Annotated in this window: 15 protein-coding genes; 8 read left to right on the top strand and 7 right to left on the bottom strand. The window is 51.9% G+C overall.

What is annotated here, in order from left to right:
* Window positions 1-4: 4 nt before the first annotated feature.
* The 7 genes from hisD to hisIE are packed head-to-tail and all read left to right on the top strand — an operon-like array spanning window position 5 to window position 6,121.
* The gene (hisD, locus tag QMN93_RS10525; RefSeq protein WP_193139630.1) at window positions 5-1,309 is read left to right on the top strand and encodes a histidinol dehydrogenase; all 1,305 of its coding nucleotides are present in this window, start codon (window positions 5-7) and stop codon (window positions 1,307-1,309) included.
* Window positions 1,306-2,367 carry a histidinol-phosphate transaminase gene (hisC, locus tag QMN93_RS10520; protein WP_032658765.1) on the top strand — a complete coding sequence of 354 codons (1,062 nt, stop codon included), beginning with the start codon at window positions 1,306-1,308 and terminating at the stop codon, window positions 2,365-2,367. The genes hisD and hisC overlap by 4 nt, the downstream gene beginning before the upstream one ends.
* Window positions 2,364-3,431 carry a bifunctional histidinol-phosphatase/imidazoleglycerol-phosphate dehydratase HisB gene (gene hisB, locus QMN93_RS10515; protein ID WP_193139631.1) on the top strand — a complete coding sequence of 356 codons (1,068 nt, stop codon included), beginning with the start codon at window positions 2,364-2,366 and terminating at the stop codon, window positions 3,429-3,431. The genes hisC and hisB overlap by 4 nt, the downstream gene beginning before the upstream one ends.
* On the top strand, window positions 3,431-4,021 hold the full coding sequence (gene hisH, locus QMN93_RS10510) for an imidazole glycerol phosphate synthase subunit HisH (protein ID WP_032636077.1): 591 nt from the start codon (window positions 3,431-3,433) through the stop codon (window positions 4,019-4,021). The genes hisB and hisH overlap by 1 nt, the downstream gene beginning before the upstream one ends.
* On the top strand, window positions 4,021-4,758 hold the full coding sequence (hisA, locus tag QMN93_RS10505) for a 1-(5-phosphoribosyl)-5-[(5-phosphoribosylamino)methylideneamino]imidazole-4-carboxamide isomerase (protein ID WP_126331275.1): 738 nt from the start codon (window positions 4,021-4,023) through the stop codon (window positions 4,756-4,758). Before hisH ends, hisA begins: the two co-directional genes overlap by 1 nt.
* On the top strand, window positions 4,740-5,516 hold the full coding sequence (hisF, locus tag QMN93_RS10500; RefSeq protein ID WP_023330862.1) for an imidazole glycerol phosphate synthase subunit HisF: 777 nt from the start codon (window positions 4,740-4,742) through the stop codon (window positions 5,514-5,516). The genes hisA and hisF overlap by 19 nt, the downstream gene beginning before the upstream one ends.
* Window positions 5,510-6,121, top strand: a complete 612-nt coding sequence (gene hisIE, locus QMN93_RS10495; RefSeq protein WP_193139634.1) for a bifunctional phosphoribosyl-AMP cyclohydrolase/phosphoribosyl-ATP diphosphatase HisIE — start codon at window positions 5,510-5,512, stop codon at window positions 6,119-6,121. Before hisF ends, hisIE begins: the two co-directional genes overlap by 7 nt.
* Window positions 6,122-6,161: 40 nt before the next feature.
* Here the strand turns inward: hisIE and wzzB are convergent, their stop codons facing one another.
* A complete protein-coding gene (gene wzzB, locus QMN93_RS10490) occupies window positions 6,162-7,142 on the bottom strand; it encodes an LPS O-antigen chain length determinant protein WzzB (protein ID WP_193139636.1) in 981 nt (326 codons plus the stop codon).
* A gap of 192 nt (window positions 7,143-7,334) precedes the next feature.
* On the opposite strand from wzzB, the gene QMN93_RS10485 reads away from it, so the two are divergent.
* Window positions 7,335-8,339 carry an NAD-dependent epimerase gene (locus tag QMN93_RS10485; RefSeq protein WP_069303054.1) on the top strand — a complete coding sequence of 335 codons (1,005 nt, stop codon included), beginning with the start codon at window positions 7,335-7,337 and terminating at the stop codon, window positions 8,337-8,339.
* A 52-nt stretch (window positions 8,340-8,391) separates the two neighbouring features.
* Here QMN93_RS10485 and ugd read toward each other — a convergent pair whose 3' ends face one another.
* The 6 genes from ugd to QMN93_RS10455 form a co-directional block, all read right to left on the bottom strand.
* Window positions 8,392-9,558, bottom strand: coding sequence for a UDP-glucose 6-dehydrogenase (ugd, locus tag QMN93_RS10480; RefSeq protein ID WP_033145958.1), 1,167 nt, complete (start codon window positions 9,556-9,558; stop codon window positions 8,392-8,394).
* A gap of 226 nt (window positions 9,559-9,784) precedes the next feature.
* Window positions 9,785-11,191, bottom strand: a complete 1,407-nt coding sequence (gndA, locus tag QMN93_RS10475; protein WP_028013772.1) for an NADP-dependent phosphogluconate dehydrogenase — start codon at window positions 11,189-11,191, stop codon at window positions 9,785-9,787.
* Window positions 11,192-11,358: 167 nt separating this feature from the next.
* The gene (cpsG, locus tag QMN93_RS10470; RefSeq protein ID WP_264884703.1) at window positions 11,359-12,729 is read right to left on the bottom strand and encodes a colanic acid biosynthesis phosphomannomutase CpsG; all 1,371 of its coding nucleotides are present in this window, start codon (window positions 12,727-12,729) and stop codon (window positions 11,359-11,361) included.
* A 10-nt stretch (window positions 12,730-12,739) separates the two neighbouring features.
* Window positions 12,740-14,167 carry a mannose-1-phosphate guanylyltransferase/mannose-6-phosphate isomerase gene (locus QMN93_RS10465; RefSeq protein WP_193140300.1) on the bottom strand — a complete coding sequence of 476 codons (1,428 nt, stop codon included), beginning with the start codon at window positions 14,165-14,167 and terminating at the stop codon, window positions 12,740-12,742.
* Window positions 14,167-15,138, bottom strand: a complete 972-nt coding sequence (locus QMN93_RS10460) for a lipopolysaccharide biosynthesis protein (RefSeq protein WP_087822984.1) — start codon at window positions 15,136-15,138, stop codon at window positions 14,167-14,169. Before QMN93_RS10460 ends, QMN93_RS10465 begins: the two co-directional genes overlap by 1 nt.
* The gene (locus QMN93_RS10455; RefSeq protein WP_087822985.1) at window positions 15,131-15,679 is read right to left on the bottom strand and encodes a DapH/DapD/GlmU-related protein; all 549 of its coding nucleotides are present in this window, start codon (window positions 15,677-15,679) and stop codon (window positions 15,131-15,133) included. The genes QMN93_RS10460 and QMN93_RS10455 overlap by 8 nt, the downstream gene beginning before the upstream one ends.

The raw sequence follows: 15,679 nt of genomic DNA, 5'->3' as shown, positions 1-15,679 counted from the left end.
GGCCATGAGCTTTAACACAATCATCGACTGGAATACCTGTAGCGACGCACAGCAGCGCGAGCTACTGATGCGCCCGGCGATTTCCGCCTCTGAGAGCATCTCACGCACCGTGGCGGAGATCCTGGATAACGTCAAAGCCCGTGGCGATGACGCGCTGCGTGAATACAGCGCGAAGTTTGACAAGACGGAAGTCGGTGCATTACAGGTTACCGAGCAGGAAATCATTGATGCCAGCAATCGTCTGGGTGACGATATCAAGCAGGCGATGGCCATCGCGGTGAAAAACATTGATACCTTCCACACCGCGCAAAAGCTGCAGACCGTGGATGTCGAAACCCTGCCCGGCGTGCGTTGCCAGCAGGTCACGCGCCCGGTTGCGTCCGTTGGCCTCTATATCCCTGGCGGCTCTGCCCCGCTTTTCTCCACCGTACTGATGCTGGCGACACCCGCGCGAATTGCCGGGTGTCAGAAAGTGGTGCTGTGCTCACCGCCACCGATTGCCGACGAGATCCTCTATGCGGCGAAGCTCTGCGGCGTGCAGGCGGTCTATAAGGTGGGCGGCGCGCAGGCGATTTCAGCCCTGGCGTTCGGCACAGAATCCATTCCTAAGGTCGACAAAATTTTTGGCCCGGGCAATGCGTACGTGACCGAAGCCAAGCGACAGGTCAGCCAGCGTCTGGACGGCGCGGCCATCGATATGCCTGCCGGCCCGTCTGAAGTGCTGGTGATTGCCGACAGCGGCGCAACGCCGGACTTCGTGGCCTCCGACCTGCTTTCTCAGGCGGAACACGGCCCGGACTCGCAGGTCATCCTGCTGACGCCGGACGCCGATATGGCGAAACGCGTGGGCGAAGCCGTTGAGCGCCAGCTTGCCGACCTGCCCCGCGCCGACACGGCACGTCAGGCGCTAGCGGCCAGCCGCCTGATTGTGGCGCGCGACCTGGACCAGTGTATTACCATCTCCAACCAGTACGGCCCGGAGCACCTGATCATTCAGACCCGCAGCGCGCGCGATCTGGTTGACAGCATTACCAGCGCGGGCTCGGTGTTCCTCGGCGACTGGTCACCGGAGTCCGCGGGCGATTACGCCTCCGGCACCAACCACGTGCTGCCCACGTATGGCTACACCTCTACCTGTTCGAGCCTGGGCCTGGCGGATTTCCAGAAACGCATGACCGTGCAGGAGCTCTCCCGCGAAGGGTTTGCGTCACTGGCGTCTACTATTGAAACCCTGGCTGCCGCCGAGCGGCTGACCGCCCACAAAAATGCCGTTACGCTGCGCGTTGCAGCCCTGAAGGAGCAAGCATGAACATTGAAGAGTTAGCCCGCGAAAATGTCCGTCGCCTGACGCCTTACCAGTCGGCGCGTCGTCTGGGCGGTAAAGGGGATGTCTGGCTGAACGCCAACGAATTCCCGACGGCGGTGCAGTTTGAACTGTCGCAGCAAACGCTGAACCGCTATCCGGAGTGTCAGCCAAAGGCCGTTATTGAAAACTACGCGCAGTATGCGGGCGTGAAGCCAGAGCAGGTGCTGGTCAGCCGCGGCGCGGATGAGGGTATTGAACTGCTGATTCGCGCCTTCTGCGAGCCGGGCAAAGACGCGGTGATGTACTGCCAGCCTACCTACGGCATGTACAGCGTCAGCGCGGAAACCTTCGGCGTAGCGTGCCGCAACGTGCAGGCGCTGGAGAACTGGCAGCTGGATTTGCAGGGCATTGCCGACAATCTCGATGGTGTAAAAGTGGTATTTGTCTGTAGCCCGAACAACCCGACCGGACAGATTATCAACCCGCAGGATATCCGCACCCTGCTGGAGATGACGCGCGGTAAAGCGCTGGTGGTTGCCGACGAAGCCTACATCGAGTTCTGCCCCCAGGCGACGCTGGCAGGCTGGCTGGAAGAGTATCCGCACCTGGTGGTGCTGCGTACGCTGTCGAAAGCCTTTGCCCTTGCGGGTCTGCGCTGCGGATTCACCCTGGCAAATAAAGAGGTCATCGACCTGCTGCTGAAAGTGATCGCCCCGTACCCGCTCTCAACGCCGGTTGCCGATATTGCGGCACAGGCGCTGACGCCTCAGGGGATCAACGCGATGCGCGAGCGCGTGGCGCAAATCCTGGAGGAACGTCAGTATCTGGTGACCGCCCTGAAGGATATCCCTTGCGTGGAGCAGGTATTCGACTCGGAAACTAACTACATCCTGGTGCGCTTCACCGCCTCCAGTGCCGTATTTAAATCTTTATGGGATCAGGGCATTATCTTACGAGACCAGAATAAACAACCTTCTCTGAGCGGCTGCCTGCGCATTACCGTAGGCACCCGCGCAGAGAGCCAGCGCGTGATTGACGCCCTGAAAGCGGAGAAAGTATGACCCAGAAGATCCTTTTCATCGATCGTGACGGCACCCTTATTTCGGAACCACCAGCCGATTTTCAGGTCGACCGATTCGACAAGCTGGCTTTTGAACCGGACGTGATCCCGGTGCTGCTTAAGCTGCAAAAAGCAGGCTTTAAGCTGGTGATGATCACCAACCAGGATGGTCTGGGTACCGACAGCTTCCCGCAGGCGGACTTTGACGGCCCGCATAATCTGATGATGCAGGTGCTGACCTCTCAGGGCGTGGTATTTGATGACGTGCTGATTTGCCCGCACCTGCCGGCCGACGAGTGCGACTGCCGTAAGCCAAAGGTGAAGCTGGTAGAACGCTACCTGGCTGAAGATGCGCTGGATAAAACCAACAGCTATGTCATCGGCGATCGCATCACCGATATTACTCTGGCGGAAAATATGGGCATAGCGGGGCTGCGCTACGACCGCAACAACCTGAACTGGGCAAAGATTGGCGAGCAGCTGACAAAACGCGACCGCTATTCCCACGTAGAGCGCAACACCAAAGAGACGCAGATTGATGTGAAGGTCTGGCTGGACCGTGAAGGCGGCAGCAAGATCCACACCGGCGTCGGTTTCTTCGATCACATGCTGGACCAGATTGCCACCCACGGTGGTTTCCGGATGGAAATTACGGTAAAAGGCGATCTCTACATAGACGATCACCACACCGTGGAAGATACCGGCCTGGCGCTGGGTGAAGCCCTGAAGCTGGCGCTCGGCGACAAGCGCGGCATTAACCGTTTCGGCTTTGTCCTGCCGATGGACGAGTGTCTGGCGCGCTGCGCGATGGACATCTCCGGCCGTCCGCACCTGGAATACAAAGCTGATTTCACCTACCAGCGCGTGGGCGATCTGAGCACCGAAATGGTGGAGCACTTCTTCCGCTCCTTGTCCTACACCATGGGCCTGACGCTGCACCTGAAGACCAAGGGCAAGAACGACCACCACCGCGTGGAGAGTCTCTTTAAAGCCTTTGGCCGTACCCTGCGCCAGGCAATTCGCGTGGAAGGTGACGCCCTACCTTCATCGAAAGGAGTGCTGTAATGAACGTGGTCATTCTGGATACCGGATGCGCCAACCTGAACTCCGTGAAATCGGCCATTGCGCGCCACGGCTATGAGCCGGTGGTAAGCCGTGACCCGGACGTGGTGCTGCGCGCCGACAAACTCTTTTTACCGGGCGTGGGCACCGCGCAGGCGGCGATGGATCAGATTCGCGAACGCGAGCTGGTCGACCTGATCAAAGCCTGTACCCAGCCGGTGCTGGGCATTTGTTTGGGCATGCAGATCCTGGGCCGCCGCAGCGAAGAGAGCAACGGCGTTGACCTGCTGGGCATTATTGATGAAGACGTGCCGAAAATGACCGATCGCGGCCTGCCTCTGCCGCATATGGGCTGGAACCGCGTGTACGCCAAAGCGGGCGACCGGCTGTTTCGCGGCATCGAAGACGGCGCGTATTTTTACTTCGTGCACAGCTACGCCATGCCGGTGAACGTGAATACGATCGCCCAGTGCACCTACGGCGAGGCGTTTACGGCGGCCGTACAGAAAGACAATTTCTTCGGCGTGCAGTTTCACCCGGAGCGCTCTGGCGCCGCTGGCGCGCAGCTGCTGAAAAACTTCCTGGAGATGTGATGATTATTCCCGCGTTAGATTTAATTGACGGTACGGTTGTCCGTCTGCATCAGGGCGATTACGGCCAGCAGCGCGACTACGGAAACGACCCGCTGCCGCGTCTGCAGGATTATGCCGCCCAGGGTGCGCAGGTACTGCACCTGGTGGATTTGACGGGCGCGAAAGATCCGGCGAAGCGCCAGATCCCACTGCTAAAACAACTTGTTGCGGGCGTTGATGTGCCCGTCCAGGTCGGCGGCGGCGTGCGTACGGAAGATGACGTCGCGGCGCTGCTGGAGGCTGGCGTGGCCCGCGTGGTGGTGGGTTCAACCGCCGTGAAAGATCCTGAGACGGTGAAAGGCTGGTTCCGCCGCTTTGGTGCCGATGCCCTGGTGCTGGCGCTGGACGTGCGTATTGACGAACAGGGTAATAAGCAGGTGGCCGTTAGCGGCTGGCAGGAAAACTCCGGCGTGACGCTGGAAGAGCTGGTCGATATCTATCTGCCCGTTGGCCTGAAGCACGTGTTGTGTACGGACATCTCCCGCGACGGGACGCTGGCGGGCTCCAACGTCTCGCTGTATGAAGAGGTCTGTGCGCGTTATCCGCAGGTAGCGTTCCAGTCTTCGGGCGGTATCGGTGATATCGGCGACGTGGCCGCGCTGCGCGGTACCGGTGTGCAGGGCGTGATTGTGGGCCGGGCCCTGCTGGAAGGTAAATTTACTGTGACGGAGGCGATTCAATGCTGGCAAAACGGATAATCCCCTGCTTGGACGTACGCGATGGTCAGGTCGTGAAAGGCGTGCAGTTCCGCAACCACGAGATCATTGGCGACATCGTTCCGCTGGCAAAACGCTATGCCGATGAAGGCGCCGACGAGCTGGTCTTTTACGACATCACCGCCTCCAGCGATGGCCGCGTGGTCGATAAAAGCTGGGTGGCACGCGTGGCGGAAGTGATCGACATTCCGTTCTGCGTGGCGGGCGGTATTAAATCCGCTGACGACGCGGCCAAAATTCTCTCGTTTGGCGCCGACAAGATTTCGATTAACTCCCCTGCCCTGGCCGACCCGGAGCTGATCACCCGCCTCGCCGATCGTTTTGGGGTGCAGTGTATTGTGGTTGGGATCGACACCTGGTATGACGCCGCAACGGGTAAGTACCACGTGAACCAGTACACCGGAGATGAAAGCCGCACGCGCGTGACGCAGTGGGAAACGCTCGACTGGGTGCAGGAAGTGCAGAAGCGTGGCGCGGGCGAAATTGTCCTCAACATGATGAACCAGGACGGCGTGCGTAACGGGTATGACCTTGAGCAGCTGAAAAAAGTCCGTGCGGTCTGCCACGTTCCGCTGATCGCCTCCGGCGGCGCGGGCACCATGGAACACTTCCTAGAAGCCTTCCGCGACGCCAACGTGGACGGCGCGCTGGCCGCGTCCGTGTTCCACAAACAGATTATTAATATTGGTGAGTTAAAAACGTACCTGGCCGACCAGGGCGTGGAGATCAGGGTATGTTAACAGAGCAACAACAGGCGCAGCTGGACTGGGAAAAAACGGACGGGTTACTGCCGGTGGTTGTCCAGCATGCCGTCTCAGGCGAAGTGCTGATGCTGGGGTATATGAACCAGGACGCGCTGGCGAAAACGATCGACAGCGGCAAAGTGACCTTCTACTCGCGCACGAAACAGCGCCTGTGGACCAAAGGCGAGACCTCGGGTCATTTCCTGAATGCAGTGAGCATAACGCCTGACTGCGATAACGACACCCTGCTGGTGCTGGCAAACCCAGTCGGCCCAACCTGCCATAAGGGCACCAGCAGCTGCTTCGGCGAGGCGAGCCACCAGTGGTTGTTCCTGTATCAACTGGAACAGCTGCTGGCAGAGCGTAAAACAGCGGATCCCGAGAGTTCCTATACCGCGAAACTGTACGCCAGCGGAACCAAGCGTATTGCGCAGAAGGTAGGTGAAGAAGGCGTTGAAACCGCGCTGGCCGCGACGGTGCATGACCGCGAGGAGCTGACGAATGAAGCGTCGGACCTGATGTATCATCTGCTGGTGCTGCTGCAGGATCAGGAGCTGGATTTGACGGCGGTGATTGAGAATCTTCGCAAACGTCACAAATAAAAAAACCGGGGAATATCCCCGGTTTTTTTTAATCTGCAAATCAGACTTTTGGTTTGTAGTTGCGCAATGCGTTGCGGCCAAGCACAAAACCGGAACCAAGCAACCCGCCCAGCAGTACAGCAAGAATAAGAGTAATTGCTTTTTTCGGGCTGTCACGACGCACAGGGAGTTCCGGCTTCATGACATAACGGTAAACGTGGATCGTGTCTGGGTTAACGCTCAGATTCTGGATGTCCAGCAGATTTCGCCTGGTCTGGTAATAAGCTCTGGGAAAGACCAACGGGAGAGAAGCTTCGTTGTCAATCATTGATCTCAGCCCCTCACTTCCCAGCAAGAACATCGTTTCCTGAGTCACCTCCTGGGTTTGCTGGAGGCGCGGCGAGGTAATTTTCGCTGCTTCAGCGTTCTTGAGTGCCTCAGCAATCTGTTTGATACGCAGATCTTTCTGTTCCTGAGCGACCTTCTCCTGGTTTTTCAGAGAATCGTTCAGGGTCTTTATCTGCTCCTTAATATTGTCATTAAGGTCAGCGGCGAGTTCTTTAGCCGTTTGCTTATCAACCTGCTGAATGTACTGCGCTAGCTGCTTTTGCGCGGCTTCTGCCGATGAACTGGTATACGATACAATTAACGGGAGCGGCTGATCTTTAACCTTGGGCTCAATCGTCAGTTTTTCAGGCTCAGCCTGATTTTCAAGCGCCTGTGACAATGCCGAGAATGAGGTGCTAAAACGGCCGATAGCGCGCGTTTGGTTGTCAGTCATTGTAGGTGCGGCGGTACCGTACAGAATATTCAACGCATTAGAATAGGTGGCAATCTGAGCTGCGTCAGGTTGTGCAATGATTGCACTAGAGGTCCACTTTTCTTTAGCAACGGATAAATATCCAATTGCCAGGGCGATACAAACAACAACAAAGGCGGCTATCACCCACTTCCCACGCCACAGCTGCAGCATTAAATCAAGTAAATCAATTTGTTCCGGGTCATTGCCTCGGCTGACCTGGCTATTGTTATTTTGCGTCATACAATCCCTAACTGATAAAAAAAGGGCAAACATAATTTTGTTTGTATAGTTTATCCATTACTGGCGATTTTTCTATAAGAATCCGATGAGTAATATCGGAAAGATGGGTTATGTAACTTACACCCTTCGCGCTATCATAGACGCCATGTGATGCGTTACGGCATCTATAAAATAGGGTTTATGAGGGAAGCTATGAAATTTTTAGTCACGGGCGCTGCAGGTTTTATCGGTGCGAATGTCAGTAAACGCCTCCTTGAGGCTGGTCATCAGGTTGTTGGTATCGATAACCTCAATGAATACTACGATGTCAACCTGAAGCTGGCGCGCCTGGAACTGTTAAAATCTGAGAGTTTCACCTTCCACAAGCTGGAATTAGCTGACCGGGAAGATATGGCCACGCTTTTCGCCAGTGAGAAGTTTGATCGTGTGATTCATCTGGCCGCGCAGGCGGGTGTACGCTACTCTCTTGAAAACCCTCACGCGTATGCAGATGCCAACCTTATTGGGCATCTCAACGTGCTGGAAGGCTGCCGCCATAACAATGTTCAGCATCTTCTGTATGCCTCATCGAGCTCAGTATACGGTCTCAACCGCAAGATGCCTTTCTCCACTGACGACTCCGTGGATCACCCGGTCTCGCTCTATGCCGCGACCAAAAAAGCCAACGAGTTGATGTCGCACACCTATTCGCATCTTTACAACTTGCCGACCACCGGCCTGCGCTTCTTCACCGTGTACGGTCCGTGGGGACGCCCGGACATGGCGCTATTTAAGTTTACTAAGGCGATCATTGAAGGCAAAAGCATCGATGTCTATAACTACGGTAAGATGAAGCGCGACTTTACGTACATTGATGACATCGCTGAAGCAATTATTCGTCTGCAGGATGTTATTCCTCAATCAGACACAAACTGGACCGTTGAGACCGGCTCCCCAGCAACCAGTTCAGCGCCTTACCGGGTCTACAACATCGGTAACAGCTCGCCAGTCGAACTGATGGATTACATTACCGCCCTGGAAGACGCGCTGGGTAAAAAAGCAGAGAAAAACATGCTACCTCTCCAGCCAGGCGATGTTCTGGAAACCAGTGCCGATACCGAGGCGCTTTATAAGGTGATCGGATTTAAACCGCAAACCTCGGTTAAAGAAGGGGTGAAGAACTTCGTCGGCTGGTACCGCGATTTCTACAAGGTTTGAAAATAAAAAACCCGGCAATTCAGCCGGGTTTTTTACAAAATAACGCAGAGAATCAGTCGCTACCAAACAGATCGCGGGTATAAACCTTATCCGCCACGTCAGCCAGCTCTTCCGCCATGCGGTTTGAAATGATGACATCGGCTTCTTTCTTAAAGGCATCCAGATCGCGGATCACCCGGGAATTGAAGAACTGATCGTCCGGCATGGCAGGCTCATAGATTACAACCTCAACCCCTTTCGCCTTAATGCGCTTCATGATCCCCTGAATGGAAGAGGCGCGGAAATTATCGGAGCCACTCTTCATGATCAGACGGTATACGCCGACCACTTTCGGTTGACGCGCAAGGATGGAATCGGAGATGAAATCTTTACGTGTACGGTTAGCGTCAACAATCGCCGAAATGAGGTTATTCGGCACAGCCTGATAATTTGCCAGCAATTGTTTAGTATCTTTTGGCAGGCAATAGCCGCCGTAGCCAAATGACGGGTTGTTGTAGTGGTTGCCAATACGCGGATCGAGACACACACCTTCAATAATCTGGCGGGTATTCAGGCCAAGACTCTCTGCGTAGCTGTCGAGCTCATTGAAATAAGCCACTCGCATTGCCAGGTAGGTATTCGCGAAGAGCTTAATCGCCTCAGCTTCGGTGGAGTCGGTGAACAGCACCTGAATATCTTTCTTCACTGCGCCTTCCTGCAGCAGCGCAGCAAAGCGTTCAGCGCGCTCAGAACGTTCGCCAATAACGATACGAGAAGGATGGAGGTTATCGTAAAGCGCTCTCCCCTCACGCAGGAATTCAGGCGAGAAGAAGATATTATCAATACCGAACTTTTCTTTAATAGATTTGGTAAACCCAACAGGAATGGTCGATTTAATAACCATCACCGCGTCAGGGTTAATCGCGATAACGTCTTTGATAACCGCTTCTACAGTTGAGGTGTTGAAGTAGTTGGTTTTAGGATCGTAGTCAGTAGGCGTCGCAATGATGACGTAATCCGCATCGCGGTATGCATCTTCTTTATCTGTCGTGGCGCGGAAATTCAGCGATTTATTGCTGAGATAGTCCTGGATTTCTTTATCCACAATCGGCGATTTTTTCTGATTGAGCATATCCACTTTGGCCTGCACGATATCCAGCGCAACCACTTCATGATTCTGGGCAATCAGAATGCCGTTAGAAAGACCGACATACCCTGTTCCGGAGATTGTTATTTTCATTCGCTAATGACTTCTGTGAGTTAACTGTACTGATGGCCGCCAGACCATCGCGATAAACATAACTGTTGGGCTTTGTACCTCCTGGCAAACTGAACTGTCAAGGCAAACCAGGAGTAATCACTACGAGCGGGGCGAGATTCAGACTACTTCGAATAACAGGCGACACTTTTTGCATAAAAAAACCCGGAGGCAAGCTCCGGGTTTTGATTACAGCGAGTAAGTTAACTTATTCCATCCATTCGGTATGGAACACGCCTTCTTTATCGGTACGTTTGTAAGTATGCGCACCGAAGTAGTCACGCTGTGCCTGAATCAGGTTAGCTGGCAGCACAGCAGCACGGTAGCTGTCATAGTAGGCTACTGCAGCAGAGAAGGTCGGAACCGGGATACCGTTCTGGACAGCGTAGGCAACCACGTCACGCAGCGCCTGCTGATATTCATCCGCAATTTTCTTGAAGTACGGTGCCAGCAGCAGGTTGGCGATACCGGCGTTTTCAGCATAGGCATCGGTGATTTTCTGCAGGAACTGCGCACGAATGATGCAACCCGCGCGGAAGATCTTCGCGATCTCACCGTAGTTCAGATCCCAGTTGTTCTCGTCTGACGCTGCACGCAGCTGAGAGAAGCCCTGCGCGTAAGAAACGATTTTACCCAGGTACAGTGCACGGCGCACTTTTTCAACGAATTCGGCTTTATCACCCGCTGGTTTAGCCTGCGGACCAGACAGCACTTTAGATGCCGCGACGCGCTGCTCTTTCAGAGAAGAAATGTAACGCGCGAAGACGGATTCGGTGATCAGAGACAGCGGTTCACCCAAGTCCAGAGAGCTCTGGCTGGTCCATTTACCGGTACCTTTGTTCGCAGCTTCATCCAGAATCACATCAACCAGGTATTTACCCTCTTCATCTTTCTTCGTGAAGATATCTTTGGTGATGTCGATCAGATAGCTGTTCAGCTCGCCTTTGTTCCACTCGGTGAAAGTTTCCGCGAGTTCTTCATTGGAAAGGTTCAGACCGCCTTTCAGCAGGGAATAAGCCTCAGCAATCAGCTGCATGTCGCCGTATTCGATGCCGTTGTGCACCATTTTGACATAGTGACCAGCACCGTCCGGACCGATGTAGGTCACACACGGCTCGCCATCTTCGGCAACGGCAGCGATTTTAGTCAGAATAGGAGCAACCAGTTCGTATGCTTCTTTCTGGCCACCAGGCATGATGGATGGGCCCTTCAGTGCGCCCTCTTCACCACCAGATACACCGGTGCCGATGAAGTTAAAGCCTTCAGCAGACAGCTCACGGTTACGACGAATGGTGTCCTGGAAGAAGGTGTTACCGCCATCAATGATGATGTCACCTTTTTCAAGGTAAGGCTTCAGGGAGTCGATAGCTGCATCGGTACCTGCGCCTGCTTTCACCATTAACAGGATACGACGAGGCGTTTCCAAAGATTCAACGAACTCTTTCACCGTATAGAAAGGAACCAGTTTCTTGCCTGGGTTCTCGGCAATCACTTCTTCGGTCTTATCACGGGAGCGGTTGAAAACGGAGACGGTATAACCACGGCTTTCGATGTTGAGCGCCAGGTTGCGCCCCATCACTGCCATACCGACAACGCCGATCTGTTGCTTGGACATTACATACTCCTGTCAGGTGTGGTCACCACGGCTTATGCGCGGCTTGAAATGTGGTTGAGATGTTAACTCAGTATTAGGTGACATGAATAGCTTTTGCTGATCTATGTCACACTGATTGCACAATCCAGGTACAGTCAAGCCGCCAGAAATACGCCGGCGGCAGACCCTCACTTCCTGAGCAAAGCCAGAATTTCTTGCGTTTTCTCTTCCATCAGCGTCGTGTCAGCACGGGACTCCACGTTCAGGCGCACCACCGGCTCGGTGTTGGACGAGCGCAGGTTAAAGCGCCACTGCGGGAACGCCATGCTGATGCCGTCCGTACGGTCAATTTCCAGCGCGTGGATCGCAAAGTGCTGCTCCACGCGGGCAATGGCCTCGGCCGGCTGCGCCAGCTTGCTGTTGATCTCCCCGCTCGCCGGGAACGCCGCCATGCGGTCACGCACCAGCTCGCCCAGCGTCTGCCCCTTCAGGCACAGCAGCTCGGTCACCAGCAGCCACGGGATCATCCCGCTGTCGCAGTAGGCAAAATCACGGAAGTAGTGGTGGGCGCTCATCTCGCCGCCGTAGATGGCGTCTTCTTCGCGCATACGCTCTTTGATGAAGGCGTGGCCGGTTTTGGACATCACCGGCGTGCCGCCCGCCGCTGACACCACGTCGACGGTGTTCCAGGAAAGGCGCGGGTCATGGATGATTTTCGCGCCCGGGTTTTTCTCGAGGAACGCTTCCGCCAGCAGGCCGACAATGTAGTAGCCCTCGATGAACTGCCCTTTCTCGTCGAACAGGAAGCAGCGGTCGAAGTCACCGTCAAAGGCGATGCCCATGTCCGCGCCGTGCTCAATCACCGCGTTGCGGGTGTCGTCGCGGCACTCCGGCAGCAGCGGGTTAGGAATACCGTTCGGGAAATTGCCGTCCGGGGTGTTGTGCACCTTGACGAAGGTCACCGGCACGTTCAGCGCCTTAAAGCGCGCTTCCAGCGCATCCACCACCGGGCCGGCCGCGCCGTTACCGGAGTTGATGACCAGCTTCAGCGGCTTGAGGTTCGCCACGTTGATGTAGCCCAGCAGGTGGTCGATGTACTCTTTCTGCAGGTTGATTTTTTTGTAGCTGCCGCGCTTCGCGTCGTTCACCGGCGGGAAGTCGTTGGCTTCCGCCAGGCGCTGCACGTCGCGCAGGCCGGTGTCGCCGCTGATAGGACGGGCGCCCTTGCGCACCAGCTTCATCCCGTTGTAGTCCATCGGGTTGTGGCTGGCCGTCACTTCGATACCGCCGTCCACGCCCAGGTGGAAGGTGGCAAAGTAAATCTCCTCGGTCCCGGAAAGGCCGATATCCAGCACGTCCACGCCCGCGTCCTGCAGCCCTTTCGCCAGGGCCAGCTTGAGGGATTCACTGGTCAGACGCACGTCGCCGCCCAGCACGATGGTCTGCGGTTTTAAATATTCGCCGTACGCGCGGCCAATGCGCCACGCGATGTCTTCATTCAGCTCTTCGCCCAGCTTGCCGCGAATATCGTAGGCTTTAAAACAAGATAACGTATTCATAGTATATAAATTAAACTCGACCATATCGATCAGCTATCCGAACGATGTCATCGTCCCCAAGGTAAGGACCAGAGCGAACCTCAATAATTTCTAGTGGAATTTTGCCCGGATTTTCAAGGCAATGTTGCGCTCCTACCGGAATATACACCGATTCATTTTCACCTAATAAGAATTGTTTATCCTCTAGAGTAACTTTCGCAGTACCAGCAACGACAACCCAATGCTCCGATCGATGGAAATGTGTTTGAAGGGAAATACCTTCGCCTGGATTTACTTCAATTCTTTTAACTTCATACCGCTTACCAGCATCAATAGAATCACATCTCCCCCATGGTCTATAAACTTCTCGATGGATTCTGTATTCACTACGACCGGCCGTTTTCAACTCTTCAACAATTTTTTTAACATCCTGGACGGCATTGTGTTTAGTTACTAAGATGGCATCTTTAGTTTGGACAACAATTAAATCTTCAACACCAAGCATAGTCACAAGTCCAGATTGTGCATGGACATAATTGTTTGAACTATTATGAGTTATGACATCACCAATTAAAACATTTCCTCGTTCATCTTTATCACTAATGTCCCATAATGAAGACCATGATCCCACATCACTCCAACCCGCACTCATCGGTACAACAACGGCATTAGCTGTATGTTCCATCACGGCGTAGTCAATAGAAAGATCAGGGCAACGAGAAAAGATCTCGTGATCAATGCGGATAAAGCACAGATCCTTGTCAGGCGATTGTATCGCTTTACTACAAGAATCATAAATATCAGGGCAGAATTTATGCAGCTCAGAGAGATACTTCCGAGCACCAAACATAAACATACCACTATTCCAATAATAACCGCCGTCAGATAAAAAACTTTCTGCTACTATCCGTTCTGGTTTTTCAACGAATGCATTAACTTTGAAGGCACCAGAAACTCCACCAACGCTTATTTCATCACCAGCCTGAATATAACCAAAACCTGTTTCTGGCGAGGAAGGCTCAATACCGAAAGTAACTAAATTACCATCTATAGCATAGGATGTGGAAATCTTAATGGCGTTAATAAAGGCAGCGTTATCTTTAATAAGATGATCTGCCGCTAAAATTAATAAAAGGGCGTCTTCATTATCAGCAAGTTCTTTTAAACACTGAATTGCAGCTAACGCAACTGCAGGAGCAGTATTGCGGCCAATGGGTTCAAGAATGATTTCGTTGAGAGCATTTATTTGCCTAAGCTGTTCAGCAACAATAAATCGATGTTCTTCATTACAAATAACAACTGGACATTCAATTTCAAGCTTATTTAGTCGTGAAATTGTTTGCTGAAGCATAGTTTGCTCACCTTCAAGCGTTAAGAACTGCTTGGGATAAGTCAAACGCGAAAGTGGCCACAGCCGCGAACCGCTGCCGCCAGCCATAATTATAGGAATAATTTTCATTAATTATCTCTCAAGAAATCTTTAACCCAGTAATCAACAGAATATTTATTATACAACTCTGCCGTTAATGCTTTATAGTTTTTTTGCAGGAAGTTTTGAATTTGTTTTTTTGTAACCGAACCATCAATTACAAGTATATTGTCTTCGTTATAAAAATCATAATCACAGATATTCTTATTAGTTGTGATTAGTTTGCGCTTAGCCCCCAATGTTTCTATAGAGCGCATGGTAAGTCCTTGTTGTAATGGGTGAGATATATCAAGAATACATCTGGAATTGATAACTACCGAAACAACATCTTTTTTACTCAGAGAGCTAAATGAAACATCTTTAAGCGAAACTCTTTTAATCTCACGAGTTATATATTTTTTAAATAAGAAAACGATATAGCTCGGGCAATAGAAAAATACATAACACCTAAAGCCACAACATATTTTTTTTACTTGTTCGTATCTCGATGAATGCACAGTCCCTATAAAAGATATATCGAATTGTGGACTTTCACTCAACTCATCAATCTTATAGACATTTGAATAGAAGAGCGGCTTAAGTTTAATGTCATATAATTCAGCATCATTTGAATCAAAAGTATAAAACGCATCGGAACAGGATATTAAATCTAGTGCCTGTGGTTTGTTTTTAAACGAATCCCACATATAAACAACTATATTACTGCATTTTTCTCTAAATTTTTTTAGTATTTCAGGCGTAATACATTCAGGGCTAATGATGATCAGAAAGTCCACTGGCTCGGTCAATGTATTAAAAATTTTCAGATAATAACTTTCGATCTTTTTTTTCAAAATGTCGTTGTAACCAAGCCTTATAAGTGCACGAATAAATATATTCGTGGATGGACGTTCATCATGCAGCTCAACATCATAGCCTTGGTTTTCAATTGCTTTCTTTATCTCAACATCATATGAGAAAAATTTTGGGCAGAAAACTAAAGCTTTTTTAGACTCAAACACGAACCCACTCTCCTGACTCTTTATTATATATTTTGATTATTTTTGCAGGAACCCCAGCTATTACGCAATAATCAGGAAAAGTTCCTCGCACTACGGAATTCGCACCAACAATGCACTGTTCACCAAGAATTGTACCAGCCTGAATTGCAACACCCATACCTATGAAACAATTTTTGCCAATTATAGTTTCGCTATATTTGTGGCTCTGCCGTGGAATTGGCACACCAATTTCTTCATAATTATGATCAATAGAAGTTATATATACATTAGCAGTAATTAATGTTCCCTGCCTGATAACTAATTTAGCCCCAGAAGTGATATGAACATTTTGAGCTAATGAAACATCATCTTCTATAATTATTTCACCATCGCCATGAGTTTCTAACCGACACCCAGGGAAAATACGAACATGTTTTCCAATGGAAACGCGGTTCAGGCCTTTAAAAAAAACTGGAAAGGCAATAAACGTAGGGAATCTAATTTTTTTTAAGAAGAGAGATAAAAATAATGCTGAGAATAACCATTTTATTTTGAAAAACAT

Origin of the sequence: Enterobacter sp. R-1.6.2, assembly GCF_035064085.1 — a bacterium.
GTDB lineage: Bacteria > Pseudomonadota > Gammaproteobacteria > Enterobacterales > Enterobacteriaceae > Enterobacter > Enterobacter asburiae_B.
The sequence above is the reverse complement of the archived record's forward strand: the minus strand, read 5'-3'. Positions and strand labels throughout refer to the sequence as shown.